Annotated in this window: 25 protein-coding genes; 8 read left to right on the top strand and 17 right to left on the bottom strand. The window is 55.5% G+C overall.

What is annotated here, in order from left to right; all coding sequences use genetic code 11:
- Positions 1-58: 58 nt before the first annotated feature.
- The 4 genes from ABXG94_RS17285 to ABXG94_RS17270 all read right to left on the bottom strand — a co-directional run bounded on the left by ABXG94_RS17285 (position 59) and on the right by ABXG94_RS17270 (position 2,850).
- Positions 59-1,072: a zinc-binding alcohol dehydrogenase family protein gene (locus ABXG94_RS17285; RefSeq protein WP_353536239.1), complete on the bottom strand. Its 1,014-nt coding sequence runs from the start codon at positions 1,070-1,072 to the stop codon at positions 59-61.
- Between the two features lie 64 nt (positions 1,073-1,136).
- Positions 1,137-2,234, bottom strand: coding sequence for an L-dopachrome tautomerase-related protein (locus ABXG94_RS17280; RefSeq protein ID WP_353536238.1), 1,098 nt, complete (start codon positions 2,232-2,234; stop codon positions 1,137-1,139).
- 134 nt (positions 2,235-2,368) lie between these two features.
- Positions 2,369-2,530: a hypothetical protein gene (locus ABXG94_RS17275; protein WP_353536237.1), complete on the bottom strand. Its 162-nt coding sequence runs from the start codon at positions 2,528-2,530 to the stop codon at positions 2,369-2,371.
- A gap of 29 nt (positions 2,531-2,559) precedes the next feature.
- Positions 2,560-2,850, bottom strand: a complete 291-nt coding sequence (locus ABXG94_RS17270) for a putative quinol monooxygenase (RefSeq protein WP_353536236.1) — start codon at positions 2,848-2,850, stop codon at positions 2,560-2,562.
- Positions 2,851-2,954: 104 nt separating this feature from the next.
- Here ABXG94_RS17270 and ABXG94_RS17265 point away from each other — a divergent pair, with 104 nt between their 5' ends.
- Positions 2,955-3,848, top strand: coding sequence for a LysR family transcriptional regulator (locus ABXG94_RS17265; protein WP_353536235.1), 894 nt, complete (start codon positions 2,955-2,957; stop codon positions 3,846-3,848).
- Between the two features lie 174 nt (positions 3,849-4,022).
- A complete protein-coding gene (locus tag ABXG94_RS17260) occupies positions 4,023-4,751 on the top strand; it encodes an SDR family oxidoreductase (protein WP_353536234.1) in 729 nt (242 codons plus the stop codon).
- A 214-nt stretch (positions 4,752-4,965) separates the two neighbouring features.
- On the opposite strand, the gene tal is transcribed toward ABXG94_RS17260, so the two are convergent.
- The 11 genes from tal to betC form a co-directional block, all read right to left on the bottom strand.
- Complete coding sequence (gene tal / locus ABXG94_RS17255; RefSeq protein ID WP_353536233.1) at positions 4,966-5,910, bottom strand: transaldolase; 945 nt, start codon at positions 5,908-5,910, stop codon at positions 4,966-4,968.
- Positions 5,907-7,958: a transketolase gene (gene tkt, locus ABXG94_RS17250; RefSeq protein WP_353536232.1), complete on the bottom strand. Its 2,052-nt coding sequence runs from the start codon at positions 7,956-7,958 to the stop codon at positions 5,907-5,909. The genes tal and tkt overlap by 4 nt, the downstream gene beginning before the upstream one ends.
- 73 nt (positions 7,959-8,031) lie before the next feature.
- On the bottom strand, positions 8,032-9,840 hold the full coding sequence (locus ABXG94_RS17245) for a SulP family inorganic anion transporter (RefSeq protein ID WP_353536231.1): 1,809 nt from the start codon (positions 9,838-9,840) through the stop codon (positions 8,032-8,034).
- A gap of 20 nt (positions 9,841-9,860) precedes the next feature.
- Positions 9,861-10,817, bottom strand: coding sequence for a formylglycine-generating enzyme family protein (locus ABXG94_RS17240; RefSeq protein WP_353536230.1), 957 nt, complete (start codon positions 10,815-10,817; stop codon positions 9,861-9,863).
- 29 nt (positions 10,818-10,846) lie between these two features.
- Positions 10,847-12,352, bottom strand: coding sequence for a sulfatase family protein (locus ABXG94_RS17235; protein WP_353536229.1), 1,506 nt, complete (start codon positions 12,350-12,352; stop codon positions 10,847-10,849).
- 49 nt (positions 12,353-12,401) lie between these two features.
- Positions 12,402-13,910 carry a tripartite tricarboxylate transporter permease gene (locus ABXG94_RS17230; RefSeq protein ID WP_353536228.1) on the bottom strand — a complete coding sequence of 503 codons (1,509 nt, stop codon included), beginning with the start codon at positions 13,908-13,910 and terminating at the stop codon, positions 12,402-12,404.
- Positions 13,911-13,919: 9 nt separating this feature from the next.
- Entirely contained in the window at positions 13,920-14,378 is a 459-nt protein-coding gene (locus ABXG94_RS17225; protein WP_353536227.1) for a tripartite tricarboxylate transporter TctB family protein, read from the bottom strand.
- 72 nt (positions 14,379-14,450) lie between these two features.
- Entirely contained in the window at positions 14,451-15,428 is a 978-nt protein-coding gene (locus ABXG94_RS17220) for a Bug family tripartite tricarboxylate transporter substrate binding protein (RefSeq protein WP_353536226.1), read from the bottom strand.
- Positions 15,429-15,522: 94 nt separating this feature from the next.
- Positions 15,523-16,572 (bottom strand): NAD(P)-dependent alcohol dehydrogenase, encoded by a 1,050-nt coding sequence (locus ABXG94_RS17215; RefSeq protein WP_353536225.1) that lies wholly within the window; start codon positions 16,570-16,572, stop codon positions 15,523-15,525.
- Positions 16,573-16,602: 30 nt separating this feature from the next.
- Positions 16,603-17,325: an SDR family oxidoreductase gene (locus ABXG94_RS17210; protein ID WP_353536224.1), complete on the bottom strand. Its 723-nt coding sequence runs from the start codon at positions 17,323-17,325 to the stop codon at positions 16,603-16,605.
- Between the two features lie 10 nt (positions 17,326-17,335).
- Positions 17,336-18,862, bottom strand: coding sequence for a choline-sulfatase (gene betC / locus ABXG94_RS17205; RefSeq protein WP_353536223.1), 1,527 nt, complete (start codon positions 18,860-18,862; stop codon positions 17,336-17,338).
- A gap of 122 nt (positions 18,863-18,984) precedes the next feature.
- On the opposite strand from betC, the gene ABXG94_RS17200 reads away from it, so the two are divergent.
- The gene (locus tag ABXG94_RS17200) at positions 18,985-19,887 is read left to right on the top strand and encodes a LysR family transcriptional regulator (RefSeq protein ID WP_353536222.1); all 903 of its coding nucleotides are present in this window, start codon (positions 18,985-18,987) and stop codon (positions 19,885-19,887) included.
- Positions 19,888-19,908: 21 nt separating this feature from the next.
- Here the strand turns inward: ABXG94_RS17200 and ABXG94_RS17195 are convergent, their stop codons facing one another.
- Complete coding sequence (locus ABXG94_RS17195) at positions 19,909-20,739, bottom strand: aldo/keto reductase (protein ID WP_353536221.1); 831 nt, start codon at positions 20,737-20,739, stop codon at positions 19,909-19,911.
- 42 nt (positions 20,740-20,781) lie between these two features.
- The gene (xylB, locus tag ABXG94_RS17190) at positions 20,782-22,233 is read right to left on the bottom strand and encodes a xylulokinase (RefSeq protein WP_353536220.1); all 1,452 of its coding nucleotides are present in this window, start codon (positions 22,231-22,233) and stop codon (positions 20,782-20,784) included.
- Positions 22,234-23,950: 1,717 nt separating this feature from the next.
- Between xylB and ABXG94_RS17185 the strand changes: the two genes are divergently transcribed.
- The 5 genes from ABXG94_RS17185 to ABXG94_RS17165 all read left to right on the top strand — a co-directional run bounded on the left by ABXG94_RS17185 (position 23,951) and on the right by ABXG94_RS17165 (position 26,470).
- Positions 23,951-24,406: a hypothetical protein gene (locus ABXG94_RS17185; protein WP_353536219.1), complete on the top strand. Its 456-nt coding sequence runs from the start codon at positions 23,951-23,953 to the stop codon at positions 24,404-24,406.
- The gene (locus tag ABXG94_RS17180; protein WP_353536218.1) at positions 24,403-24,885 is read left to right on the top strand and encodes a hypothetical protein; all 483 of its coding nucleotides are present in this window, start codon (positions 24,403-24,405) and stop codon (positions 24,883-24,885) included. Before ABXG94_RS17185 ends, ABXG94_RS17180 begins: the two co-directional genes overlap by 4 nt.
- A 13-nt stretch (positions 24,886-24,898) precedes the next feature.
- Positions 24,899-25,411, top strand: coding sequence for an AAA family ATPase (locus ABXG94_RS17175; RefSeq protein ID WP_353536217.1), 513 nt, complete (start codon positions 24,899-24,901; stop codon positions 25,409-25,411).
- Between the two features lie 234 nt (positions 25,412-25,645).
- The gene (locus ABXG94_RS17170) at positions 25,646-25,933 is read left to right on the top strand and encodes a hypothetical protein (RefSeq protein WP_353536216.1); all 288 of its coding nucleotides are present in this window, start codon (positions 25,646-25,648) and stop codon (positions 25,931-25,933) included.
- Positions 25,934-26,116: 183 nt separating this feature from the next.
- Complete coding sequence (locus ABXG94_RS17165; RefSeq protein ID WP_353536215.1) at positions 26,117-26,470, top strand: DUF6634 family protein; 354 nt, start codon at positions 26,117-26,119, stop codon at positions 26,468-26,470.
- The last annotated feature ends 286 nt before the right edge of the window (positions 26,471-26,756 follow it).

Raw genomic sequence — 26,756 nt, 5'->3', positions numbered from 1 at the left:
CAACGCTTCGACCTGGGTGGTTTGGATGTTGACGTGATCAAGTCTGCGCACCTGGATCTCAGAAGCCTTCCAGTACGATCTTGCCCTTTGCCTTGCCACTTTCGATCAGTGCATGGGCGCGCTTCAGGTTTTCGGCATTGATTGTACCGAAGCTCACGGTCGCGGTAGAGCGCACTTTGCCTGCGTCGATCAGGCCAGCCACGGTATCGAGGATTTCACCCTGACGCGCGATGTCGTCGGTAGTGAACAGCGAGCGGGTAAACATCAACTCCCAGTGGATCGACACGGCTTTGCCCTTGAACGGCATGATGTCAAAGCCCTTGGGGTCGTCAATCAGGCCAAAGCGGCCCTGCGGCGCGATGAATTCGGCGATCTGCGATACATAGGTTTCAGAATAGTTGGTCGAGAACACGAAGGCAGGTGCGCCTATGTTTAGCGCGGCAATCTGTTCGGGCAGCGGTTTGGAATGGTCTACTATGTGGTGCGCACCCAGTTCCTTGACCCAGTCCTGGGTTTCGGCACGCGAGGCTGTCGCGATGATCGTCAGGTCCGTCTGCTGGCGCAAAAGCTGGATCGCGATGGATCCAACGCCTCCCGCGCCGCCAATGATCACAATGGCATTCGCAGCACCTGGCACCGGATCGGTAACCTTCAGGCGGTCAAAAATCATCTCCTGCGCGGTGAGCGTGGTCAGCGGCAGCGCGGCGGCGGCAGAGGTTTCGATTGTCTTTGGCGCGTGCCCGACGATACGGGCATCGACGAGGTGATATTCGGCATTGGTGCCGGAGCGGTTGATCGCGCCCGCGAACCAGACCTGGTCGCCGGTTTTGAACTGGCTGACCTTGCCGCCAATTTCAACAACCTCACCCACGCCATCCCAGCCGAGGATCACGGGCGTGTCGCCTTCTGCAGGGCGGTTCTGGCGAACCTTCGTGTCGACGGGGTTGACCGACACCGCCGCAACCTTGACTAGGATGTCGTGGCCTTTTGCGGTCGGTTGTTCGATCTCAAGGTCGATCAGGGCGTCGGCGCGATCAATGGCGCCGTTGGTGGTATAGCCGATGGCTTTCATCTTCATTCTCCGAGACTGGAATAATCGGAGCGGCACCGTTTGTCCGGTGCCGCAAGGTGTTGGATCAGGGTTTCGCGGTCAGGATGACATAGCTGTGGTTGCTGCCATCGTCGCCCATGTTCAACGCGGGGTGCGTGTGCAGCTGGTTGGCGACGATGTACATCGTGCCATCCGGTGCGAAGGAAAAGCCATCGGCCCACCGCAGCAGCTTGTCGTCCTGCGCAAAGATTTCGAAGCTGTCCGGTGTAGACACCGTCACGGCATTGCGGGTGACGTCGCCGGAGAACACTCGGCCCTGTCCGTCGATGATAAAGCCGTCGTTCGGGCCTTTTTCGGCGTAGCGGGTTATCTGGCCCGCCAGCGCGGCATCGTCCAGCGCCGCATCTGCCAAAGCGGCAGCGGGGATGCGCCAGATGTCGCGGCCATTCATCGTACCGAAGTAAACGTTATCGAACGTCGGGTCGATTGTGATCGCGTTCATCGACAGGTGCCAGGGGGTCGCGTTGCCATCGGCGTCTTTGAAGCCAACCAGATTGCCATCGATGACTACATCCTCGTCAGATGGCATCAGTGTCCCGGATGCTTCCAGAACGCGGCGTGCAGTGCCGGTTTCAAGGTCGATCACAATAAACGCAGGCTTCAGGTCGGCCGCTGGTGCCGTGAAAGTCATGTCGGCGATGTAAATTTTGCCGCGCTCTTCATCGAGGGCGAAATCCTGAAGGAAAGAGATCGGTGTGACGACGTCGGACGGGATTTCAATGATCTTATGGAACGCGTCGGCCTGTGTATCCCAACCAACCAGTTTCGGTGCGCTGTCCGCGCTACCCATGTCGAGGATCCACACGATGCCGTTTGCATCCGATTTGATCCCGATGGTGCCAGCAATACCGACGTCGCCCGCTTCGGGGCCATCTGCCCAGTCCTGCGTCGGGAACGGAACCTTGGTGCCGTCTTCAAGAACTTCGACAACGCGCAAAGTGGGGCCATCCAGCGGCTGCTGTGTGATGATCACGCGGTTGTCCGGTGTCACGGTGATGTTGCCGGGGCGCGTGTCGCTGATTTCCGCAAAGGTTATTAGGTCAGCGGTGGTATCGGCAGATGTTTGCGCGACGAATGCGAAGGACAAAGCAATTGCGGATGTGAGCAGTTTTGTCGGTGTCATGGGAGGTGCCTTTCAGAGGAGCGATTGGGACTTCGGAGTGGGGATATGTGAGGCACACCTCCCCGTGATCCGGCACGCAGGTGCCAGATTTTTGGTAATCACGGGAAAGGGTTTTGTGTTAGTCGGTAAAACGGCTACTTGCGAAAGACGCGTCGTAACCACCCCGCCAGATCGACGGCGGATGCCGCTGACCCACGGTTCCGGATACCCGCTATGTCATGTGGCGACAGCCGCGCGTCCGGGCGTTTTAAGTTCTTTGGTTGGATTTCTGCTGTGGTGGCGTGGGTCGTTTTCATGATGCGGTCTCCGGTTGTCGTGGCGTCGCTCAGTCGATATGGGACATCTCGTTGAGAATGAATTCCGCAACAGCCCCATCGGTGGCGGCCATGTAAGCGGCCAGATGCGGCGCGTTCATATGCGTCTGCCAGAGTTCACGGCTTTCCCAGTTTTCGTAGAACATGAAATGCGCAGGGTTTTCGTTATCCTGATGCAGATCGTAGTTGATGCAGCCCTCTTCGGCGCGAGTGATCGGGACCAGCTTCTGCAGCTCGGCTTTGACCAGGTCGATCTTGTCGGCGTTGGCGTGAATATTGGCGACGATTGTAAGCTTGGACATTGGGTTGTTCCTTTGAATGTCTGTTCTGATGAGGGAGATATACAGCGCGGGTATTTGCGGATAAACAGACAACACTCGAAATGATAATCCGGAAATTCCGTTCAATGTTGATCGATAACATCCGCTTGTTCCTGACCATCACCGAGAAGGGCAGCCTTGTCGCCGCCGGGCGCGAGGCCGGGCTGTCCGCCACCACGGTCTCGGAGCGACTGGCCGCCCTCGAGGCGCATTACGGTGTTGTGCTGTTCAACCGAACGACGCGCAAACTCAGCCTGACCGATGAGGGGCGCACACTGTTGAGCGGGGCGAAGCTGGTGCTGGGAGAAATCGAAGATCTAGAAACGCGTATCCGCCACGGGGCCGATACCCTTTCGGGGCCAATCAAGGTCAGTGCACCAATCGACATTGGCCGCTGTATCGTGTCGGAGGTCATCTCACGCTTTACGACCGAAAACCCCGCGATTTCAATCGAGTTGCTTTTGTCGGACGGCTATGTGGATATCGTCGGGCAAGGGTTTGATCTGGCGTTGCGGTTTGGCACGATCACCGATAGCACGTTGCGATTGCGAAATCTGGGCCATTTCCGACGGATTGTCTGCGCGTCACCTAGCTACATCGATGCGCATGGCGCGCCGCAAAAGCCGGCCGATCTGGCCCAGCACAACTGCCTGATCATGCGGTTCGGGACGACCCTGGACAATGTCTGGCGCTTTGGAACCGACAAAAAACCGCAAACCGTGACCGTGCGCGGCAACAAGACGGTCAACGACGGCTCTTTGGTACGGCAATGGGCCTTGGAAGGGTGTGGCATCATTCTGAAATCGGAACTCGACGTGGCTCCTGATCTTGAGTCCGGAAGACTTGTCGCCCTCCTGGAAGGCTATGCACCGCCGGCCAATCCGCTCCAGATGATGTTCCCGCCCGGTCGTGCCCAGCCGCGGCGTGTCCGGGCGTTGGCAACCGCAATTGGCAATGCGATGATTGCACGGGAAACGTAGCCGCTGACCTTTCTGCCGTTTGGCACGTCACACTGTCTCTTGTTTCCCGTCCCCCATGCGACCGCGTGTAGAATTTCTTGGCATGAAAATAATTCACTCCTTCATGATTATTGCGAGCTTCATGGAATGTCAGGCTAAATGGTAAGACGCGGAGATCATTTTATGGAGAATCGGATGGCCGGATATTTTTCTAAAAAGATCGCAGTAATCACTGGTGGGGCTTCGGGAATCGGCCTGGCAACCGCCGAGGCGCTGATTGCGGAAGGCGCGATGGTTGTGCTGGTAGATCGTGATGAGGCCGCATTAAAAAAGGAAACCGACCGACTGGGCGGACGGGCGTTGGCGCAAGTGACGGATCTGCTTGATCCCGACAACTGCGCTGCCATGGTGCCTGAAATTCTGGGAAAGACCGGCCAGATTGACATCCTTCACTGCAACGCAGGAAGCTATATCGGCGGGGATTTGATTGAAGCAACATCAACTGCGATCGACCGGATGTTGAACCTCAATATCAATGCTGTGATCAAGAATGTGCATGACGTGATCCCGCATATGACGGAACGTGGTGCGGGCGATATCATTGCCACTTGCTCTGTCGCCGGGCACGCTGCCATCGGGTGGGAGCCAGTCTATTCGGCGTCCAAATGGTCGATGACCAGTTTTGTACAGATCATGCGACGTCAATTGTCCCAAAAGGGGATCAGGGTCGGTCAGGTTTCCCCCGGTCCGGTGGTGTCGGCGTTGCTGGCCGACTGGCCGGAAGAAAACCTGAAAAAGGCACGCGAAAACGGTAGTCTTATCGAATCGTCCGATGTGGCAGAGGCAATAGTCTTCATGCTGTCGAGGCCACGCAACATCACCATTCGCGACATAGTGGTTTTGCCCACGAATTTTGACATCTGATCAATCATTTTCGGACCGGGCGTTGGCCTCTGGCACCGGACATCCGGCGCCAGAGCTGCCTCCCAGAACATCGACATCGGAGTTTTGGCGCTGTCAGCCAGGGGGTTTTCCCGCGCCGGCGGGTCCCCCTGACGACAGCACATCTGATCGCACCGTCTAAGCCTTGTTGCCGGTAATCAGGCCGGTTGTTTGGGTTAGAAAACCGTTTGGTCGCCTAAATTTTTTGTGCGAGCAACCCAAGAAGCTTTTGATGATCAGCATTGAAATTGCGAATGCCCTCGGACAGTTTCTCGGTCGCCATCGCGCTTTGGTTCATGCCCCAGCGGAAGTCAGATTCGCGCAAAACCGTCTTGTTTCCTTCTGTCGAAGCTGACAGCTCGTTCAACATCCTCGGGACCGGGTTCGTGTCTTTTCCAAGCTCCGCAAGCAATTTGGGTGAAATGGTCAGACGATCACAGCCTGCCAGAGACTTGATCTGATCGATGTTGCGAAAAGATGCCCCCATGACAATCGTGTTGATTCCGTGTGATTTGTAATACTCATGGATCCCCCGAACAGACTTAACGCCCGGGTCTTCCTCAGGCAGATAGTCTTCAACCCCGGTTGTCTTTTTGTACCAATCGGTGATCCGACCGACAAAGGGCGAGATCAGGAAAACACCTGCATCCGCGCAAGCCTTAGCCTGCTCCATGGCAAAAAGAAGCGTGAGATTGCAGTCAATTCCGGCTTTCTGCAACTGCTCTGCGGCGCGAATGCCTTCCCACGTCGACGCCAGCTTTATCAGGATGCGGTCGCTGCCGACGCCGCGGTTTGCATAGTCTTCAACGATCTCATTTGCTTGACGAATGGAGCCTTCGACATCAAACGATAGCCGTGCATCCACCTCGGTTGAAACCCTGCCTGGAACCAATGTTGTGAGATTTGCACCAATGGCAACGGTCAACGTCCTGCACAGGGTCGCCACATCCATTCCCCGGCTCTTGGCCGTCGCGACTTCGGAGGCAATGAGGCCCTGTGCGTCATCTGCGCTCAACGCCGCCAGCACCAATGACGGGTTTGTCGTACAATCCTGTGGCTTGTGTTGTTTCACGAGCGAAGCGTCACCCGTATCCGCCACGATGACCGTCATTTCTTGCAGTTGTTCCAATGCGCTTTTCATGCGAGCTCTCCCGTTTGACGCTGCACAGATTTCTGTGCGCGATGATTGTTCAGAAGGCGCAGGCATTTCTCCGAAATGGCCTGCGCCGTGATACCAAATTCTTCGTAAAGGGTTTCTGCGCTTGCCGAGGCACCGAAGCGATCCACGCTGATGACGTGATCTTCGCTTTCCACATAACGTGTCCAACCGAAAGAACTCGCGGCCTCGACGGCCAGCCTTGGCGCGTCGCCCAGGATTTCATCGCGATAGGCTTTGGGTTGCGCATCAAACAAGGACCAACAGGCGAGCGATACGACCGCAACCTCGAAGGATTCCCTGGCGAGTTGTTCTGCCGCATCCAGCGCGATGGCGACTTCTGTGCCGGTCGCCAGAATTGTAAGGTCGCGTTTTCCGCTCGGTTTGCGAATGAGATAACCGCCCCTGGAAACCATGTTTTCTGCGGTAGCTTCGGTGCGCAATGCTGGCGTGCCTTGACGCGACAACGCGAAAAGCGACGGTGCATTCAGCGTCAACGCCGTCTCATATGCCTCTAGCGTTTCGATGGTGTCTGCCGGCCGAAACACGTGAAGTCCGGGGATGGCACGCAGACTGGCAAGGTGCTCAACGGGTTGGTGCGTTGGACCATCTTCACCCAATCCAATCGAGTCATGCGTCATGACGTAAATGACCCGCGCCTGCATCAAGGCAGAGAGACGGATCGCGTTGCGCATGTAGTCGGAAAAGACCAGAAACGTGCCGCCATAGGGCACAAATCCGCCGTGCATGGCGATGCCATTCATTGCTGCGGCCATGGCAAACTCTCTGACGCCATAGTTGACGTAACGCCCTGATCCCTCTGCGCTGAACACGGTCGACATCGCGGTCGTTTTTGTCAGGTTCGATCCGGAAAGGTCGGCTGACCCGCCAATCATCTCGGGCAAATGTGTGGTCAGGACTTGCAGCGCCATTTGGCTCGCTTTGCGCGTGGCGACTTTGGGTTTTGATTGCGCCCATTCTGCCTTTGTGTCTTGGGCCAGCTGACCCAGATCGTCCGGCAACTGCCCCGACATCCGTCGGTCATAAGACGCCGCTGTATCCTTTGACAATTGCGCCAACCTGTTGCGCCACGCATTGTGTTCGGCATCATTTCTGGTGCCAAAGGCGCGCCAGGTCGCCAAATGATCATCCGGTATTTCAAATTTCGCAGCAGGAAGATTCAAAGCCGCTTTTGCCGCAGCCGCCTCATCTGACCCAAGCTTTGATCCATGCACGCCCGATGTACCGGATTTTGTCGGCGCGCCAAAGCCAATGGTTGTCCGAAACAAGATGATCGAGGGGCGCGTCGTTTCTACGATAGCGGCAGCCAGGGCATCATCAATTTCATCATGTGTGTGACCACAGGCCGTCACAACATGCCACCCGAGTGCTTTGAATTTTGCCGCTGTATCCTCGGAAAAGGACAAATCAGTACTGCCGTCGATGGTGATGCTGTTCATGTCGTAAAGTACGTTCAAATGCCCCAGCTTCAGATGCCCGGCCAGAGATGCCGCTTCCTGACCTACGCCTTCCATCAGGCAACCATCCCCGGCAAAAACCCAGGTTCGGTGCGAACAGACGTCGGCGCCAAACTCGTCGCGCAAACGACGTTCAGCCAGCGCCATTCCGACCGACATCCCAAGCCCCTGTCCCAGCGGACCGGTTGTGACTTCCACACCAGGCGTATGTCCTACTTCCGGGTGCCCCGGCGTCTTGGATCCGGCTTTGCGAAAGGCTTTTATATCATCGAGTTCGACTCCCGGCACCCCTGTCAGGTAGAGCAGCGAGTAGAGAAAAATAGACGCATGTCCGTTTGACAGAATGACCCGGTCGCGATCGTGCCAATCCGGATTGGCCCCGTCAAACCGCAGATGTTTCGCATAAAGAACGGCCGCGATGTCGGCCATTCCCATGGCAGCACCGGGATGGCCGTGCCCGGCCTCTTCCACGGCATCAATCGCCAACCCACGAATGACATTTGCTTGTACTCGCAGCTGACTGGAACTCAACTGGGCTTTTTCTGGTTCGCTCATATTAGGTCTTCCCTGATTGGGGTGATCATTGGACTTGTGATATTGCTGAATGCTGACGCGACTTTTGTGATCGCTAAAACCGATAAATCTGTTCAATTTCGGGGGGCGGTTTCTGTTTGTCGGCCCCCTGTGGTGCAGGCTTGGCACCGCATTCGGAAAAGGCCCGGATTGTACAGTCCCGGCAAATACTGTCGCGCACTTGTGCGACGACTGCGGCGATGGCTTCGGCCTTGGTTGGGTGGATATGGTCACGGCCCAACACGTCAAAAAGACCCATCTCGTCCAAAGCGCGCACTGTCTCCATGTACGCGACGACAAGGTGAAAATCCCCGCCGTTCTTGCGTGCGCGCAGAGCCTCTGCCATCAGCAAATCCACACCCGACAAGTCAATCTTGCCCAGCCCTTTCAAAGCGAGGACCTTGTAATCTCGCTCTGGATAGGCCGTTTCATATCTGCGGAATTCACGTTCAATATGCTCGACCGAGCCAAAGAACAAAGGGCCTTCCAGCCGCTGCACAAGGACTTGCGGACACTGCTCGAGATTATGAAATGGCACGCCGCGCATCAAACGGCGACCATGGTACATGACCGGCGCAAGCACCGCGACATGCGGGCGGGCGCTACGGTGCAAGAAGACAGCAAGCGAAGCAACCACGCCGACAAAAATCGCATTTTCAAGTTCGGTAGCGACCCCGGTTACAAAGGTCAGCAGCAGGATTAGCGTTTCGCTTCGACTGTTCGCAATCAGGTGCCTGATTTCCGCGAAATTGATCAAACGCCACGCGACAAAGATGATGATCCCGGCCATCGCAGGCTTGGGAATCCGGTCCACAAAAGGCGCCAACACGAGCAACATGATCAACAAAAAGCCCGCCGCAAAGATGGCAGACATCGGAGTTTTTGCACCACCTTCCGCGTTCAAGGCAGACCGTGTGAACGATCCGGACCCGGCATAGGCCTGAAAAAAACCGGCCACGGCATTGGACAGCCCCTGGCCGATAATCTCCTGGTTTGAATCATATCGCTCGTGTCGCCGCATTGCGAATGCACGTCCGATGCTGATGGCTTCCAGTAGACCGATGAACGCAATGGAAACCGCACTCGGAAGCAGCGAAACAACTTGAGAAATAGACGTTTCCGGTATGCTCAGGCTTGGGATCACCGAAGGCAGGCTCTCAAACATCGCAATGCCAGAGGTGCGCGCGTCCAGGATTTCACCCAAGCCCGCCCCAACAGCCAGCGCAAAAAGGTAGGCCGGGAGTTTGCGGTTGATTTTCTGGACTATGACAATCGTCGCAAGCGTTCCCCCCGCGATCAGCAAGGCGACAGGATTGAAGCCCTCCAAGTGCTCGGCCACTTGCCATATGCGCTCGACGACACCACCACCCCCTTCGGTTTGGATACCAAGCGCGCCACCGATCTGTGAGGCACCGATCAACAGTGCTGCGGCCGTTGTAAACCCGACCATGACGGAATGGGAAATGAAAGAAATCAGACCGCCAAGCCGAAAGACACCCGCGAGCAACTGAAACAGCCCGACCATGATGGTAAGGGTCAATGCCATGTGAATGTAGATCGGTGTTCCGGCAGGGGCCATCTGAGACAGGGTCGCAAACATGACCGCGGAAATCGCCGTCGTCGGCCCCGACACCATGATCATTGAGGTGCCCCAAATGGCCGCGATAACCGGGGTGATCATCGCCGTGAACAATCCGTATTCCGGCGGCAGACCGGCAATAACGGCAAAGGCCACGCCTTGGGGCAAAACGATTGCGGCATTGGTCAGCCCTGCAACCGCATCGTCTTTCAACGTGGCGCGATTTACTTCCCCATACCAGGGGCGTCTCAGACTGAAATTAGCGGTGAGTTGGCGGGTATCCATCTTATGCACTTCGCTGGGTGTTAAGCTTTGACATCATAGACCAACCTGAACCCTTGATGTGACATAGCGCTGTCAGGAGAAGTCCCGGTGCGCGCGGCTATTCTATAGCGATAGCAATAACTTAGGTGGCACAGAAACGACCCTCCTTTAGTGATCTTGAACCCGGCTTTGCCGCGATGGGCGCGTTTCACTGACTTTTTGAGCGACCGAACGGTGAAAGGCTGGGATGTCCACTCCCAGACGTTTCCCACCATGTTGAAAAGACCATAAGGGTTCGGCTCGAATGACTGCGCCGGTGCAGTGCCGATATATCCATCGCGGCCCATGTCTTTGTCTGGAAAACGCCCTTGCCAGATGTTGCACGGAAAGTAGTTGGTGTCGTCGGGCTCTTTGTCACCCCAAGGAAAACGAATATCTCCAAGTCCGCCGCGTGCGGCATGTTCCCACTCGGCCTCTGTCGGCAGTCTGCCACCAGCCCAGGACGCAAAGGCAATTGCGTCATTCCAACTCACATGAACGACGGGATGGTCAGGGTTGGTATCCGCTTCGGAACCGGGGCCGTAAATGGCGCGCCAAGTGGCTCCTTTAATCATCAGCCACCAAGGCGCACCTGGAACGGATGGCGCATTCAATGCGTTGCCGGAAAGGAACCCCCTGAAAACAAATGAATCTCCCAGCCGTTCAGCCTCTGTTTTATAGCCTGTCGCGGCAACAAATGCGGCAAAGCGAGCAACCGTAACCGTTGTCGTGTCGATCCGAAATGGCTTGACCTTGCTTTGGCGAAAGGGGGCCTCGCCATCAATGGCAAGTTCCGGCCTGTCTGTGCCAAGAAACCCGGTCCCGCCCGGAATGTCGACGATATCGTGTTCGACGGAGTCATCGCTGGTAGGAAAGGTCTGATGCCCAAGCGCGTGGTCGTCGCGTACCCGAGCGGGACCGCAGCACGCACTTGAACCCTTTTTCTCGCTCTCGGTCATAAGACATCAATCCTTCCAGGGATTGGATTTCAGGGAACTTCAATTGCAGCTGGAAGCAGAACGTTCTCAAGATATTCCTTCGCCTCCGCGTGGCTCATAAAGTCTGGCGGCGGAAAATTTGCGGCCATGTCCCAATCGTCGCCGGTTGCCGCCATATGTGCAGCGATCCGAGCGTCGAAATCATCCATCAAAGCGCTATGTTCGGGACGGTCGACGAGATTGTTCTGCTCGTCATAATCACCGCGCTGATCGTAGAGCATCACGCGACGGTCCTTGTGACGGACGTAAAGCCAGTCGCGGGTGCGCACGCCACGTTGCGCATAGGGCGTGAATTCCCCCATCTGTCCGTCGTCCTGGGTAAAGACCTGAAACCAGATCGTGTCGCGATGCTGATCCGACGTGCCATCCAGAACCGGCAGATAGCTGATCCCGTGCATGTCATCCGGCCCTGGAATCCCGCAAAGATCCAATAGGGTTGGCATCATATCGACGCCAACATCAATCATTGCCTCGGACAGGTGCGGTTTGAATCGCGCAGGGTAGCGAATGATGAGCGGCACATGCATCGCCGCCCTGTAGCCTTCGCACTTTATCCCGCAGAATGACCCTTGCTGGCCCAACATATCGCCATGATCGCTGAGGAAGATGACCATCGTATCATCGGCAATTCCAAGTGCATCCAACTGGTTCAGAACGCGCCCCACATTCCAATCCACATTGTGAATCATCCCGTAATATTCGGCGATAAACTGACGAATTTCGTCCTCTGTCTCGGGCTCGCCTTTGGGTTTTTTATCATATGCGGCGTGGCTTTTATGCGGGCTGCGCGGGTCACCTTTGCAATATTGTTCGCTACGGATGCGTTGGTACTCTTCTTGCAATGCGGCGTTGGGAACACCGGGCGGCAGGGGCACCTCGTCAGCGCTGTAAATCTTGCGCAGGTGGTCGGGCATTTGCATCGGAAAATGCGGCGGGCCATAGCTGACATAACCAAACCACGGTTTGCCATCATCTGCTTTGGTGGCGGTGTCGATGAATTCCATCAACTGATCGGTCTGGTAGTCTGGCTCGTAACGCTTTGAATGATAGGCCTGTCCGGCATCGTCAAAATAGATCGAGCCCTGATAATCATGGCCACGGTTAAAGCCGACAAAGTGCTCAAAGCCGAACCGGCGTTCGGGCGGCACAAAACCCGGCTTTGGTCCACCTTCCAGATGCCATTTCCCGATGTAGCCTGTGCGGTAGCCTGCACCTTTCAGGCAATCCGCCAAGAACGTCTGATCTCCGCGCAACGGGAAATGGTTTTGAACCATGCCATGGCCTTGGGCATATTTGCCTGTCTGCATGGATGCGCGGAACGGGCAACAGATTGGATAAGAGGTGTACGCCTCGGAAAAGTGCACGCCTTCCATCGACAGACGGTCGATGTTTGGCGTCTTGATCACCGGATTCCCACTGCAGGTCATGGTGTCATAACGCATCTGATCCGGGTAGATTATCAGAATATTGGGGTGTTTTTTAGCGGTATTGGTCATTTAGCATTCCTGAATCTATCCAAGGCATACGGGTGGTTTTCGGGACGCCTCAGGCGTCGTCGACACCCTCCATCGGCTTTTTCACCCGGGCGCGGATCGGTCCCCAAAGGATCGTCAAGGCAAGGACGCCGTAGATGCCAAGCGCTATCGGGCTTGCGAAGAACTCGAACACGCTGCCATCGCTGATCTGCACCGACTGGCGCAACGACAGCTCCAGAATGGGGCCAAGCACAAAGCCAATACTGAGGGGCGCGATGGAATACCCTAGCTTTCGGATTGTGTAGCCAAGAAAGCCCGATGCGATCATGACGCCGACGCTGAACAGGCTGTTGCTGACGCTGAAGACCCCGACAAAGCACAGGAGCACGACGCTCGGCACGATCACCGACGTGGGCACCTTGATCAGCTGCGCGGCAAATCGAATGGCAATCAGGCCAATGAAAATCATCAGAACGTTGATGATCAGCAAGCCAATGAAGATCGAGTACATCAGATCCGGGCGTTCGGCAAACAGCCGCGGTCCGGGCGCAAGGCCTTGGATCAGGAATGCCCCAAGCAGGACCGCTGCAGCGGGGCTGCCGGGCACGCCAAGCGTCAGTGTCGGCACCAGGGCCCCGCCGACAGTGGCATTGTTCGCGGTTTCCGGTGCGATCACGCCTTCGGGCTCACCCGTACCAAATGCCTCTGGGTTCTTGGACCTGCGCTTGGCTTCGGAATAGGCAAAGAACGCGCCGACAGCGGCCCCTTCTCCCGGAATGATGCCGATGACAGTGCCAAGAAGAGAAGACCGCATGATCGTGCCCTTGAGCTTTGCCAGCGTCTTCATCCCGGGCAGCTTGACCGATAGGCTCGACTTGTCGAAATCAACTTTCCTGAGCGCGGTTTCAGCGTTCATCATGACTTCGGACAGGGCGAACACACCAACCAGGAAGGCGACAAAGGGAATGCCTTCGTACAGGTGGTAGGAGCCGAAGGTATAGCGCTCGGTCCCGTTGACTTCGTCCAACCCCCATGTGGTCAGGAAAATGCCCACACCCCCGATTGCCAGCCCCTTCCAAAGGTTCTCGCCAGCGACCCGCACAACTACGACAAGCCCGAAGATGCTGATCGCCAGAAACTCGCGCGGCCCGAACTTGATCGCGATCTGTGCGAGAAGCGGAGCAATGAAGGCAAGGCATATGACGCTGAAGATGCCGCCGATGATCGACCCCGTCAGGGACAGGCCCAACGCCTCGCCGCCGCGGCCCTTTTTGAACATCGCGTGACCGTCGATTACAGTTGCGATGGCCGCCCCGGTGCCGGGTATCCCCACGGCAATGGCCGAAATCGAGCCACCGTAGACCGCCGCGGAATAGATCGAAAGCAGCAGAATGATCGACGGTACCGCGTCCATGTAGAACGTGAATGGCAGGGCAATGGTAATGGCGATGGGCGGGCCCAGACCGGGCAGGATACCGATGATGATACCCAGCGTGATGCCGCCGACCATCAACATGATCGTGGTAGGATCGCCCAGTGATGCGAGGGCTGCAAGGATTGCTTCAGAACCACCAAACATGGTTGTCTCCTACAGTTGAACGGCCAGGAGCCGGGTGAATGCGAAATAGATGATCATGCTGATCACAACCAAGGCGACGTATATGGCGGGCTTGCGCACGCCCATGGCCAGCGCCGCCGCCGGTCCAAGGACCAGTGCCGCAGGGACAAAGCCGTAATTGCGCCAAATCAGGTGGCAGCCAACGATCACGGCGAAGGTCAACAGACCATGCAAAGCGCCCATCTTACTGCCAAAAACCGTTTCTTCGGACCGCAGTCCATCGCCTTTGTCGAGGATGTACTGCACCAGAACGATCCCCGAGCAGCCCGCGATGAACAGCAGAATGGTGATCGGAAAGAATTTTGATGAAAGTTGGGTCGATCCCGGAAGGCTAAGGTCATCAAACCCAATCGCGGCATTGATGAAATAGCCGCAAGCCGCCAGTAAAAAGACCGAAAATACAATATTTGCAACGCGTTGCGATAGCATGGTAACCCCACCTGTTTTCTCGAAGACCGCAGGCAAACCCCTGCCTGCGGCTGTGTCAGACCGACTTGCTGATCATTTGGCAAGAAGACCAAGTTCGTCCAGAAACGGCTTGTAAAGATCGATGCCTTCCTGAATTGTCGCGGTCGTATCCTCGACACCGATAACCCAGCTGTAAGCTGTCAGGTTGTTGACCTGCGCAATGAATTCATCGGTGGTAAAGGCCGCTTCACTGGCTGCAACCAGCTTGTCGATGACGGCTTGTGGGGTGCCTGCCTTGACCGCAACTCCGCCCTTGATCCACGTCGCTGCGTTCTTGGCCGGAAACACTTCGCCCACTGTAGAGACACCCGGCAGATCGCGTTCGTAGAAATCCTTGCGGTCGTTATCAAGGATCACCAACGGACGGATTTCATCGCCCATTGTCTTGAAAGAGCCGACCTGTCCCACGGCCACCTCAACCTGACCACCGACCAGACCCAGAAGGCTTGCCGGTACAGTTTTCATGACCAGATTGTTGAATTCCAGATCGAATTCCTGGCCCAATTGCACTGCGGACAAATGGGGCGGCGCACCGATGTTGTTGACTCCCATCTTCATCTTTTTGGTTTTGGCAACCTCGATGAATTGTTCAAACGTTTCGATCTCAGAATCGGCGCTGACGTAAAGCGCGTTTGCGACCGTTTCATCCGCAAAGATCGGGGTCATGTCGGCCATCGGATCATAGGGCGCGTTGCGGACAAGCGGACCGATTACAACCGACGGCGTGGTCCAGCGAAAGAGCGTGTAGCCATCTGCCGGTTTTTCGAGGACGTTCATCACAGCCGGGATCATGCCGCCCCCGGGCACGTTGATCACATTGACCGGCACACCGAGTTCCTGACTCAGACCTTCGGCATTCAGCCGCGCGATGATGTCGGCATTGCCGCCAGCCGGGAACGAGACCACAAGTGTGATCGGTTTGTTCGGATAGTCATCCTGCGCCACCGCTGCGGTGGTAAAAGTGACAAGCGAACCGACTGCGGCCGCCATAAGTGTTTTGAAAAACGTCATTGGTTTCCTCCCTGACTTTCTATTTCAGTTTCAACCAACCCGCTCTTGTAACGGGCCGGCTATCGTCTTTGGCTTGAGTCGGTTGACCCAAACCCTATTGCGGCAACAGGATTTGCATCTTCACATCAGATGGCGGAGCGGATGCCGCAATTTCGAACGCTTCAACCGATTGATCGAATTCAAACGTCCGAGTGATCAGTGGTTTCACGTCGATGGTGCCGGATGCCAGCATGTCAACGCAGCGCGGGAACACATGCGCATAGCGAAAAATATTCTCGACCCGCGCTTCCCGCACCATTGCTGCTCCTGCGTCATATGCGATGGGCTCGGATTGTCCGCCAATCAAAACCACACAGCCACCGGGGCAGAGCGGTTCAAAAATGCCCTGGGCTGCGCGGGGCGAACCCGTGGCCTCGAACACGACGTTGGCACCCCAGCCGCCGGTATCCTTAGACACCCGATCTGCGATGCTTTCCGACGCCACGTTCACGCTGGTGATGGCCGGATGCAAGCTGGCGGCGATTTCAAGTTTGCGCTCAACGATATCCGTCACATAGACCCGCGCACAGCCTGCTGCGATTGCGGCGAGAGCAGTGACAAGGCCAATCGGCCCCGCTCCCAAAACCACAGCAATATCGCCGGGCTTCACTTGCGCTTTTGTGGCGGCATGCACACCGACAGCCAAAGGTTCGACCATCGCAGCTTCGCCAAAACTGACAGTGTCGGGCAACTTGAATGTGAACGCCTCGGGGTGAACACAGGTCGGACGCAGGATGCCATGAACCGGCGGTGTCGCCCAGAATCTGACGGCCGGGTCAATATTGTACATGCCAAGGCGCGTGGCCTTTGAATTTGGGTCCGGAATACCCGGCTCCATGCAGACGCGGTCGCCAACGGACAGGGTCGAAACAGCCGAACCGGTTTCAATCACCGTACCGGATGCCTCGTGCCCAAGGATCATCGGGTCTTTGACAACAAAGGGGCCGATGCTGCCGTGGGTATAATAATGCACGTCCGAGCCGCAAATGCCGACCGTATGCATCTTGATGCGCACATCATGCGCGCCAAGCGTCTCTTCGGATTTCTCGATCGGGAAATCACGCAGAGACAATTCGTTTACTTTTTCAAGGACCAGAGATTTCATTTCGTCGTACTGCCTTTTAATTTGAGAGTGTCAAAGCGCCAGGAACCCGCCATCAACCGGCACTACAGCCCCGGTGACCATCGCTGTATCCGGGGTCAGTAGCATGGCCACCACGCTGGCGACTTCTTCGGCTTCGGCATAGCGCCCGCTTGCATGGCGCTGCATCATCCGATCACGGTTTTCGGGGATCATCCATGCTTTGGCCAGGCGGGTAGTCGTCACCGTGGGCGCGACCGCGTTCACGCGAATCCCATGCTCGCCAAGCTCACTTGCTGCCACCCGTGTTGCGCCCTCAAGTCCGGCCTTGGATGCGGCATATGCCAAATGATTGGGATATCCGCGGTGCCCAGAAATGCTGGTGACATTCACTATCGCACCACCGGTTTTCTCCGCAACCGCCTGTTTGGCAAAGTGATGCATGCAGATAAGCGCAGCCCGCAGGTTGATATCCATCACCTGGTCATAGCCGTCATCCGTCAGGTCCAGCAGGCTTTCCGGAACATTCAAACCGGCGCAATTGACCAGAAAGTCCGCGCGTCCTGCCTCGATCATTGCTGCGTGGGCACCTTTGGCACTGCCCAGATCTGCGGCAATCGAGCGCCCGCCAATATCGGCCCTCAGCCCGTCCAGATCAGCCTGGGTTCGGCTGATCGCGACAACCTCGGCACCGCGTTCTGCCAGAAGCACTGCTGTTGCCCGGCCGATGCCTTTTCCGGCACCGGTTACGATCGCGATTTTACCTGTCAGAGTCATTTCGGATACCTCATTTAGCGGGAGTGACATTGACAGCCGCACGCACGTATTGCTTGCCTGCGTCACGCTTGGGCTGATAGTCCCAGCCGAGCCTGTCGCTGTCAGATTTCAGGCGTGCGCGCTGGATCATCATGCGGTTCTTTTGCAATCTGATCTGTTCTTCCTTGAAGGCAGCCGGATCGAAACCGTCCGTCATCTTGGCGATCATTGATGCCATCTGATCCGCATATTTCGGGTCCGACGCGACATTTGTCATCTCGTAGGGGTCTTCGCGCAGATTGAACAAAACCGGCTCATAATCGATGAAATAGGCGAGTTTCAAATCGCCTTCGCGCAGAACCATCATCGGCGTGTTCGTCCCGTCGCCCCAATAGTCCACCATGGCCGTGCCACGCCAGTCGGAGTCTTGACCGTCAAGCAACATGGTCTTCAGGCTGTCGCCGCTCCATTTTACGCTGACGGTTGCTGGTGTGCCACCCGCCATATCTACAAGTGTCGGGCCAACGTCGACGTGGCTGACAGGCTCTGAGCACACACCCGGTTTGATCTTGCCCGGCCATGACATCACAAGCGGCACATGTGCGCTTTCTTCCATGAAGGATCGCTTGAACCACATCTGGTGGGCGCCCAGCATCTCGCCGTGGTCGCTGGTGAATACAACAATCGTGTCTTCGGTCAGTTGCAACCGATCCAATGCGTCCATCATTTCGCCAAGGAAATCATCGATTTGACTGATCATGGCCAGATGCGCACGCACCGAAGTCTTGATACGGTCATCGCCTGGGGGATCAAGGTTGATGCCGTGATAGATCTCCAGCCCCTTGTTGTAGGGATGATCCGCGCCGTCGCCACGCGACTCGGGGCCTGGTGCGTCGAACTCCTGACCGTCGTAAAGATCCCAGTGCTTTTTCAGCGCCTGAAACGGCTCATGAGGTTGGGTAAAGGACACCATCATCATGAACGGCTGATTGTCGGTGTTCAGCACGTGCTCCTGCATGAATTCAACCGCGCGGTTCTTGGCTTCGGTGTCATAGTTCATCTGCATGGATGTGCGGATGATCCCGGATTGAGAGAGCTTTTTGACCGATGTGCCGGGGTCATGCTGAACCGGTTGCGACCAGTCGCGCTGCCAGATGAAATCAGACGGATAGATGTCGGTTGTCTGGCGATCATCGAAGCCGTGCAATTGGTCGGGGCCGATGGAATGGGTTTTGCCCGAGACCGTCGTGCGATATCCCAGTTCCTGCAAGCTGTGCATGAAAGTGGGCGTTGAAGCATGAAATTCGTCACCGTTGGTGCAAACGCCATGTTCGCGAACGTGCATTCCGGTGGCAATCGACGCCCGCGCAGGGGCGCAGAGCGGCGAGTCGGTGTAGCAGTCCGTGAACGTCATGCCACCTTTGGCCAATGCGGCAATATTGGGTGCAATGGCTTGGTGATGGGGCGTTCTGTATTCCGGCTGCGCGATCGGCAGCACAAAATGCGACATCTGATCAACCATGACGAGCAAAATATTGGGTTGGCTGGTTTTGGTCATGTTTTCCCCCTGAAAAAATTTCCGCGACCGAGGCGGTTTTTCCAAACCTACATGCGTTCAGGTCTTCCTTAAACGTCTAAAACTTCATACAGTGATAACTGAAATTTAGTTTGGGTACTGAAATGCCAATACGTTATCTTGACGACCGTTGCCTTTCCAACTTTGTCGCGACCTATGAGACAAAGAACCTGAAACACGCAGCGGACGCCGTGGGCATGACGCAGCCCGCAATGTCTAAAAGCCTGTCGCGGCTCGAAGACGACATTGGTATCCGCCTGTTTGAGCGAAAGAACCGCGGGTTGGAGCCAACTCTTGCGGCCCGCGAGCTTTATGAGTGTGCTATCAAGATCGAGGCGCAAACCCGCCAATCCCTGTTGCGCATGTCCAGTTTCGATCACAGTCTCAGCGGGAATATCCGGATAGGGGCCGGCCCCATGTGGAGCTGGCTGCGCATGCCCCGCGTGCTGCATCAAATGCTGGCCGATTTCCCGAATGTCACCGTCGATTTGATGACCGCGCCGATGAAACTACTTCTCGACGAACTTGATGCTGGGCGCATCGACCTTGCGGTAGGTGAGATCGCGGATTCGCAGCTTCCGAACGGGTTCAAGGAACGCCGATTTTCCCCGGTCCGGCAATGGCCCTATGTCAGATCGGATCACCCTTTGACGCGAAAGCCAAGCGTTTCGCTCGCCGACCTCGTTGACTTTCCGTGGATGGGATTCTTTAACAACAAAGTGTTTGCTACCAGCGTTGCGGAAGCCTGTGCGGCTGAGGGCGTGGCACTTCCCAGAATCCCAATGAGAAGCGGCTCGATGGCGACGATCCTCAGCCTCGCCAGCATGGGCGACTATGTTGTCGTGCTGCCAGACGACTTTGGTCCTACAGCCGAAAAGTTCGGCTTGAGCCGCATTCCGCCAAACTCGTGGGAGTTGTGGGACCTAGACTCGGCCGTCGTCTATAAGCCGGAAGAATACAACAACGGCCCCATTGGTCACCTTGTTGATCTGATGTCGAATCCTTAGCCCTAACGGGTGATTGCCAAGCTACATCATCTTGAACACAGAGGGGTCCGGCCCGGTGCGCATTCCAAGATCGAGCGTCTTCATTTTCTGCATTTCAGCGTCTGTCAGTTCGAAGTCGAAAATATCCAGATTTTGAATCTGCCGTTCGGGGTTTGACGACCGTGGCAAAAACGCGTGGCCCAATTGGAAATGCCAGCGCAGGATCACCTGCGCCGGGCTCTTGCCGGTTCGATTGGCCACATCTGCCACCGGTGGAGCCTCGAAGGACGCCCCATTGCCAAGCGGCGTCCAGGCTTGGGTCACAATCCCCCGTTGTGCATTTGCTGCCCGCATCTGAGGTTGTTGCAGCTGCGGATGCACTTCGATCTGGTTGACGGCTGGAGTTTCGCCGGTCTCGGCGATCAAGCGGTCCAGATGGTCCTCATTGAAGTTTGAAACCCCAATGGATGCGATCAGCCCTTCGCCGCGCATCGCAACCAATGCTTCCCAGGTTTCGACATACAGGTCCTGTGTCGGGACAGGCCAGTGAATGAGGCACAAGTTGAGTTGCTCAACGCCGATCTGGCGCAGGCTACGTTCAACAGACGCTCGGGCAGCGGTTTTGCCGTGCTCGTTGTTCCATATCTTGGTTGTCACAAATACATCGTCGCGCGGAATGCCGGACGCGCGCAGCCCTTCGCCCATCGCTTCTTCGTTCATGTATTTATAGGCACCATCCAACAGGCGGTACCCAGCCTGCAGCGCCCCGCGAACGACATCAGCTGCACCGCCTGACTCGACCTGCCACAGGCCAAAACCGATTTGCGGCAACGTATGCCTATCAGCCATCGTTAGATTGGGAATAGAGTTCATTCGCTGTCTCCAAATTTCAGCAACCCTTGGATTGCCCTGTGTTTACTGTATGGCTTTGATGCCCCCGTAGGCCCGGCGATAGGCCTGATACTTCTCCTCAAAAGCATCGCTCAATGCGCGCACTGGTTCGATCTCGGCCTGCACCTCAGGGACCGAAATTACCGCTTCAATCGACGCGCCCGTCGCCGCGATCTGGCCCAGCTTTGCGGCCCCCATGGCACCGCCAAATTCGCTGGACCCAGGCAATTTCAACGGCATGTCCATCAAGGTCGCGATCACTTGCAGCCAATAGCGTGACGCGCTTCCGCCGCCGATTGCAAACACATCCGTCAATTTGGCATCTGTCGCCTTCAGGGCCTCAAAGCTGTCTCTTAACCCAAAGGCCACGCCTTCCAGAACCGCGCGCGTCAAGTCTTCTTGCGTCGTTGCAATGGACAACCCTGTAAAGCTTCCCCGGATCTCCGGGTCGTTGTGCGGTGTTCGTTCGCCCGACAGATAAGGCAGAAACCGAACATTCTGAGGCGGCTGAATTGTCTCACCCAAGGCTGCGGTCAATTCCGAGGGCTTCTTGCCAACCATTCGGGACAGCCAGTTCAGGCTATCGGTTGCTGAAAGCATGACCCCCATTTGATACCAACGATCCGGAACAGCATGGCAAAACGTGTGCAAGGCGGTTTCCGGAGCGGGCCGATAGCCATCGCGCGCCGCAAGCAACACGCCAGAGGTGCCAAGCGACACAAACCCCTGTCCTTCGTTGAGCGCGCCGATACCGCAGGCAGAGGCGGCGTTATCGCCCGCGCCACCCGCGACGGTGACAGCTCCGTCCAGCCCCCAATCGCTTTGAAGTTTTGCACGCAGCGTGCCTGCGGCTTCGCTGCCTTCAACGAGCCTTGGCATCTGATCAAGGCGCATGTTACTTGCATTGAGCAGGTGATCCGACCAAGCCCGTTGCCCGGCATCCAACCAGGATGTTCCGGCGCTGTCAGACATATCTGCCACAAAATCACCGGTCAGATAGTAATTCAGATAGGCCGCAGGCAGCAGGACCTTGTGCACCTTGGCGTAGATTTCCGGTTCATGTTTGCGCACCCATTCGAGCTTTGGCGCTGTAAAACCGGGAAAGACAATATTGCCCGACGTCGCGCGAACACCCTCTGTGCTATCCAATCTGGCGGCCTCGACATGTGACCGCGTGTCGTTCCACAAAATACAAGGCCGCAGGACTTCCCCGGCTGCATCAAGCAGCGTCGCGCCGTGCATGTGGCCCGCCACACCAATCCCGCGCAATTGGCTGAAACTTGGAAATTTCTGACGCAGTTCATCGACAGTTTCGTTCAGCGCGGCGATCCAATCGGTGGGGTCCTGTTCAGACCAACCCTGCTGCTTGGAGGTTGCACTGTAGCTGCGTTCGGCGGATCCTACGACCCCGCCATCTTCGCCAATGAGCAAGCCGCGCAAGCCGGATGTGCCAACGTCGATTCCCAGGGATGTCATTTAATGTCCTTCAATTTGATATGTATCCGCAGGGCTCCCAAAGGAACCGGTTTTGTTGAGGCAACCTATTTTTCGGAGCAACCAATTCGTTTTGGCCTATCCCGCGGGGCCCCCGACCGACTGCTAACCCGCTCGCCGAATCCGTGACACATGTCGGTCCAAAACAAAACGACAAGCATGATCGCCGAAGGAGCCGGTTTGGCCGAAATGCTCGACACTGAGTGAGATCGTTGCGTGGCCGGATGGTAATAAATCACGGCAACAATCGCGCTCTGGGTTATTCAACCCCGCAACGATGGCTCTGGCTGAATTTCACAAAGCCCTAAGACAGGTTGCGTCTAGTTCCTTTCGCGTGTCTCCTCTGAGTTTAACGGTCTAACTCCTGTCGGCAAGCAGACCGGTTACAGCGGTGGGCTCCGGAATCTGCGAATCGCCGATTACATCACATCTATATTACAGCCTTTGCTATTCTAAGAAGGTCGAAATTTTCATCGGGATATGAAAAACAGTTATATTATGAGCTCCGTTTCCAAAGTCTCGCATTGGGTTTGGGTCGAACCAAATTTGACGGTCAACCGTTTGAAAAGCATCGCTAAACGTCGGAACCAAAAGCTGCTCATCGAACTACTGATCGGCGACAAAACCCACCTGAATATGGTTCGAAAACTGCTTCCACACCCGTCAGATAGTCACCTGTTACAAAGTTTTTTTGGCAAACTGCTGACGCAGATGAAAAGCTGCAGTGCGGAATGGTGATTCCTGCCGAGACAACAGTGTTTCATCCGAAGCCTGGCTGCATAAGGCTGGATGACACTGTTACCGTCATTCCAGTTGGAGGTAATTTATTCGGTGCCGCGGATCGAGGGTAGGTTACCGCCAAGGCGCGCTTACTTGGTTTTTGGCGATCCAGACCCTCACAAGTGCACTGTAAATCTCCTACTGACCAGGAATTGAGATGCGGACCACTCCAACCGCAGAAATCGAAAAAAATGGCTCTCCGTCGGCTGGCGGCCGTGCAAAACGTAGCGAGTGTTCGACGGAGACGGAGTCTGCTTCTCTGCACCTGTCCTTCCGGTTCGCGACCGCAGCGAAGGTCGGCTGACCTGAAGAAACTTGTAGTGCCTTTGCGATAGCGCAGTCGCAGCGAACGACGGCTTCGTCCGCATAGCCGCCATCTGCTAGGGCGGCAGAGAATGTCTGTTTTTCTTCGAATGTTGCGATGTCAGGGTGTGCTAACCAAATCGGAGGACCCCCTATCGGGGGTTAAGAATGCGAACTCCAGTGCTTAAATTCTTACTAAATAGGCGACAAGAATCACGGTTTGGAGCACTTACTCTAATTGCCCTGTTCGTTGTTCTTGACACTTCCCCACCTATCGCACGGGGCCGGATTTGACGCGCTGACCAATAGATTTGTACTTTAATTTTGACCAAAAACCCGTTTGCGAAAAACGCCGCTTTTTGCGTGCGATTTTTTGCGATCTTCCCAACCACATTGTAAAATTACGATTGATGTGCGTTTGCGAAAAATCTGAGAAAGTCATGTAATTTCAATTTATTGCCTGGACTATTTCGCGAGCACCCTCTTTTCCGGCCTGAATGTTCATACTATGTTCTGTGCGGCGGAGGGGAATTCTCAGCCGTCAAATCACCACAGATTGTTTGGTCTGAAACACGGTTTTCGTGAACGCAATCGCTTTGCCTGAAGGAGGATGAACATGCCTAATCAGCAGCCCAATGAGAATTGGCCTCGCACGGCCTTTGCCAAGATCTCTGAGTATTTGGAGTTCCTTGCAGAAGAGAACGACATGCCCGCGCTTTCGTCGGCAAACGGGCGGAACGGGGAGAATATCGGGGATTTTGAAATCTTCCATAATGGAGAGATAGACTCGAGGCTCTTCATTCTTCTTCTTAGCCGTGCAATCTCCGCAAAGCCGCGAGATATTTTCCGGGATAAAGCCGTCACATGCATCCGGACGGATCTGCCTTTAGATGACTTTTTCAAAGCGCTGGCGATCCTTGCCCAGAGAGGCAAAGGGATAAAAAGCTGTCGCTACGATATGAGGGACTCAAGCGACAGCATCTACCTACGCCAAATTGACTGCACCCGAGTACAGAGCGCAAGAGTGAGGAGCTCAAACCTCTCTTCGCGCGAAGGGAGCCAATCATTTTGATTTTAGACCAAACTGGTGAGCCAGAGAGTCTCCTCCCACAGTGTTCCTACGATGTCATTGAGCTTCAACCTATACCCAGTGAGATTGTCGGCATTGCGCTTGCATTCGAATACCCAGGCCTCGATCAAAATGCAGTTGGTGAAGCACTGCATCAATTACCTGAAGACAATGATCTTACACGTCTGTCTTTTGATGATTTGATCTTGGCATTCCGCGCGGAATCTGCTTTGGACGCTGCTAATCTGATCAATGCACTACTCCAAGAAATGGACGTAGATGCGCCAATCCAGAAAACTGCTAGCGCGGATGAGATCGCAGAAGCCGTTGTGCCGCTCGATGAGATCGTCGGGCTTGGCTCTGCTAAAACCGCAGCTCAGGACATTATCGTTGCGCTTGAGGCTTATCTAGAGGGCCGTTTAGATTGGCAAGATGTTCCTCGAGGGCCTTCTTGTCGGCGATCCAGGAACCGGAAAGACTGAACTTGCGCGAGCCATGTCGCAAACTGCGGGCCTTTCTTTTGAAGCGGCATCATATTCCGAATGGCAGTGCGGAAATCACCTCGGATCCTTCCTGAAGGCCATGCCTGACTCCTTTGAGAACGCCCAGGCAAAAGCACCATGTATTTTATTCATCGATGAGTTGGATGGCTTTCAACAAGATCTGTTGGGGAAGAATTCAAGCTACGATCAAAAGGCGACCAAAGGCCTACTGGAGCAGCTAGACGGTATCCGTGGACGTGAAGGAATAGTAGTTATTGCCGCTGCCAATCAGCTTGGGCCCATTCCAGTACCAATTCGTCGGGCCGGACGGTTCGATGACGTTGTGAACATACCATTGCCAAGCCTGGCCGATCTGGCGGAGATCACGCGCCAGCATTTAAGGCCTTCTGAACGCGATATCGACGTTGAAAACTGTGCGGTTCATGCTGTTGGAAAGACAGGTGCAGACTGTGCTGCAGCGATACGCAAGGGGCGCTGCTGCTCGACGGTCAAATCGGCCGCTTAGGACAGAGGGCATCACGCGCGCCTTGATTGGCGAGATTATGAGCTACCCCGAGGATGTTCGTTTCCGGATGGCGGTTCATGAATGCGGGCATGCTTTTGCGGCAAACGCATTTCCTGCGCTGACGGTCGTATACGTTTGTGCATACCCACAGAGCGCGCAGTGCAACGTATCTGGGCAGTTGCCCATCCACACTGCCGAAACCCTGTACAGAGATCGCATGATCTGGGCCTGATCATGTTCTCAGCCGTTAATGAAATCGGCGCCTATGGGTTGGGGCAAAATGGTCCAATTTGGTTGGGAGCCAGCTACTTAGACAACTTGTTCAAGGTCGTCGCGCGCAATCACCAACTCGAAGTCGCGGAACTCGTGTCGAGAGCCGAGACGGCGGCGCAACAGCTGCTCGAACCACTCGTCCCCCAAATTGTAACCGCAGCCGAAGAGCTCATGAAATCAGGTGTACTGGCGGGTGATCGTCTCACCAACTTGCTGTCAAACGACAAGTTACCAGCGCCCCACTTCTAACCAAGCCTCAGAATGCTGACCGGAAATTCTACCTATTGAAAGTCAATCAATTCCCAAAAGCAAGGAGAGTAAAATGAACGATAGATTGGTGTTAAATGAGATCGACTACGCCATAGATATCTTGCGAGATGTTGTTGAGGTGAAGCGTTCCAGAAATCTTGGCCATGCTCCAACCATCCATAAATGGATCACCGTAAAAACGGAGCGCGTGTCGCGTTGTGGGGCCAGGTCACGGGTCACCCGGAACGCATTGAACAGGACGTCATGACCTCTCCTTTGTTCTACATCGATCCAGAATCCGGCTATGCGCGAACGAGGTCTCGCTGGTACTGGTTGGACACGCCGCTGCGGGATGAAAATGATCAGTCCCACGAAGCAGTGGTTTTTGGGCCGGATAGCGTTGAAGTGCCTGTAGAAGAGGCAATTTCTTTGACTAGGACAATTCCCAATTTATTGCTTATCGAAGTTGAAATTCTCGGTGACGAACACAGGAGCGAGAGGGTTAGGGAAATTCAGAAGCAGTTGCTGAAGCGTTAATTGTAAAAACCGCTCAGTCGAGGTGTATTACCCTTTCAACATCCTTTTTCCAAAACAATTTGGAAAGGACGCGATCACCGACTTCCACTCCGGTAACTCCTAGAAATCTAAGCTCCCGTGTCATAGACCGATTATCTTTCTGACAGCGTTTTGAAAGAAGTTTCAGTGTTGTGAACTGCGCATGGAATGCGGCTCAGCCTTCGTCGGCACAGTATATACCTGTTTTCAGAGTTTCTGGGTTGAAGAAGGAAACTGTCTGGATTTTCCCTGCTCCGAATAACGCGTG

This window comes from Cognatishimia sp. WU-CL00825 (assembly GCF_040364665.1).
In the GTDB taxonomy this organism is placed as follows: Bacteria; Pseudomonadota; Alphaproteobacteria; order Rhodobacterales; family Rhodobacteraceae; genus Cognatishimia.
This window is presented reverse-complemented; position numbering and strand designations above follow the sequence as displayed.

Excerpts from the sequence above, each read along its gene's own strand:
- ABXG94_RS17285 (WP_353536239.1), bottom strand. The coding sequence starts at position 1,072 with ATGAAAGCCATCGGCTATACCACCAACGGCGCCATTGATCGCGCCGAC.
- ABXG94_RS17280 (WP_353536238.1), bottom strand. The coding sequence starts at position 2,234 with ATGACACCGACAAAACTGCTCACATCCGCAATTGCTTTGTCCTTCGCA.
- ABXG94_RS17275 (WP_353536237.1), bottom strand. The coding sequence starts at position 2,530 with ATGAAAACGACCCACGCCACCACAGCAGAAATCCAACCAAAGAACTTA.
- ABXG94_RS17270 (WP_353536236.1), bottom strand. The coding sequence starts at position 2,850 with ATGTCCAAGCTTACAATCGTCGCCAATATTCACGCCAACGCCGACAAG.
- ABXG94_RS17265 (WP_353536235.1), top strand. The coding sequence starts at position 2,955 with ATGTTGATCGATAACATCCGCTTGTTCCTGACCATCACCGAGAAGGGC.
- ABXG94_RS17260 (WP_353536234.1), top strand. The coding sequence starts at position 4,023 with ATGGCCGGATATTTTTCTAAAAAGATCGCAGTAATCACTGGTGGGGCT.
- tal (WP_353536233.1), bottom strand. The coding sequence starts at position 5,910 with ATGAAAAGCGCATTGGAACAACTGCAAGAAATGACGGTCATCGTGGCG.
- tkt (WP_353536232.1), bottom strand. The coding sequence starts at position 7,958 with ATGAGCGAACCAGAAAAAGCCCAGTTGAGTTCCAGTCAGCTGCGAGTA.
- ABXG94_RS17245 (WP_353536231.1), bottom strand. The coding sequence starts at position 9,840 with ATGGATACCCGCCAACTCACCGCTAATTTCAGTCTGAGACGCCCCTGG.
- ABXG94_RS17240 (WP_353536230.1), bottom strand. The coding sequence starts at position 10,817 with ATGACCGAGAGCGAGAAAAAGGGTTCAAGTGCGTGCTGCGGTCCCGCT.
- ABXG94_RS17235 (WP_353536229.1), bottom strand. The coding sequence starts at position 12,352 with ATGACCAATACCGCTAAAAAACACCCCAATATTCTGATAATCTACCCG.
- ABXG94_RS17230 (WP_353536228.1), bottom strand. The coding sequence starts at position 13,910 with ATGTTTGGTGGTTCTGAAGCAATCCTTGCAGCCCTCGCATCACTGGGC.
- ABXG94_RS17225 (WP_353536227.1), bottom strand. The coding sequence starts at position 14,378 with ATGCTATCGCAACGCGTTGCAAATATTGTATTTTCGGTCTTTTTACTG.
- ABXG94_RS17220 (WP_353536226.1), bottom strand. The coding sequence starts at position 15,428 with ATGACGTTTTTCAAAACACTTATGGCGGCCGCAGTCGGTTCGCTTGTC.
- ABXG94_RS17215 (WP_353536225.1), bottom strand. The coding sequence starts at position 16,572 with ATGAAATCTCTGGTCCTTGAAAAAGTAAACGAATTGTCTCTGCGTGAT.
- ABXG94_RS17210 (WP_353536224.1), bottom strand. The coding sequence starts at position 17,325 with ATGACTCTGACAGGTAAAATCGCGATCGTAACCGGTGCCGGAAAAGGC.
- betC (WP_353536223.1), bottom strand. The coding sequence starts at position 18,862 with ATGACCAAAACCAGCCAACCCAATATTTTGCTCGTCATGGTTGATCAG.
- ABXG94_RS17200 (WP_353536222.1), top strand. The coding sequence starts at position 18,985 with ATGCCAATACGTTATCTTGACGACCGTTGCCTTTCCAACTTTGTCGCG.
- ABXG94_RS17195 (WP_353536221.1), bottom strand. The coding sequence starts at position 20,739 with ATGAACTCTATTCCCAATCTAACGATGGCTGATAGGCATACGTTGCCG.
- xylB (WP_353536220.1), bottom strand. The coding sequence starts at position 22,233 with ATGACATCCCTGGGAATCGACGTTGGCACATCCGGCTTGCGCGGCTTG.
- ABXG94_RS17185 (WP_353536219.1), top strand. The coding sequence starts at position 23,951 with ATGCCTAATCAGCAGCCCAATGAGAATTGGCCTCGCACGGCCTTTGCC.
- ABXG94_RS17175 (WP_353536217.1), top strand. The coding sequence starts at position 24,899 with ATGTCGCAAACTGCGGGCCTTTCTTTTGAAGCGGCATCATATTCCGAA.
- ABXG94_RS17170 (WP_353536216.1), top strand. The coding sequence starts at position 25,646 with ATGTTCTCAGCCGTTAATGAAATCGGCGCCTATGGGTTGGGGCAAAAT.
- ABXG94_RS17165 (WP_353536215.1), top strand. The coding sequence starts at position 26,117 with ATGGATCACCGTAAAAACGGAGCGCGTGTCGCGTTGTGGGGCCAGGTC.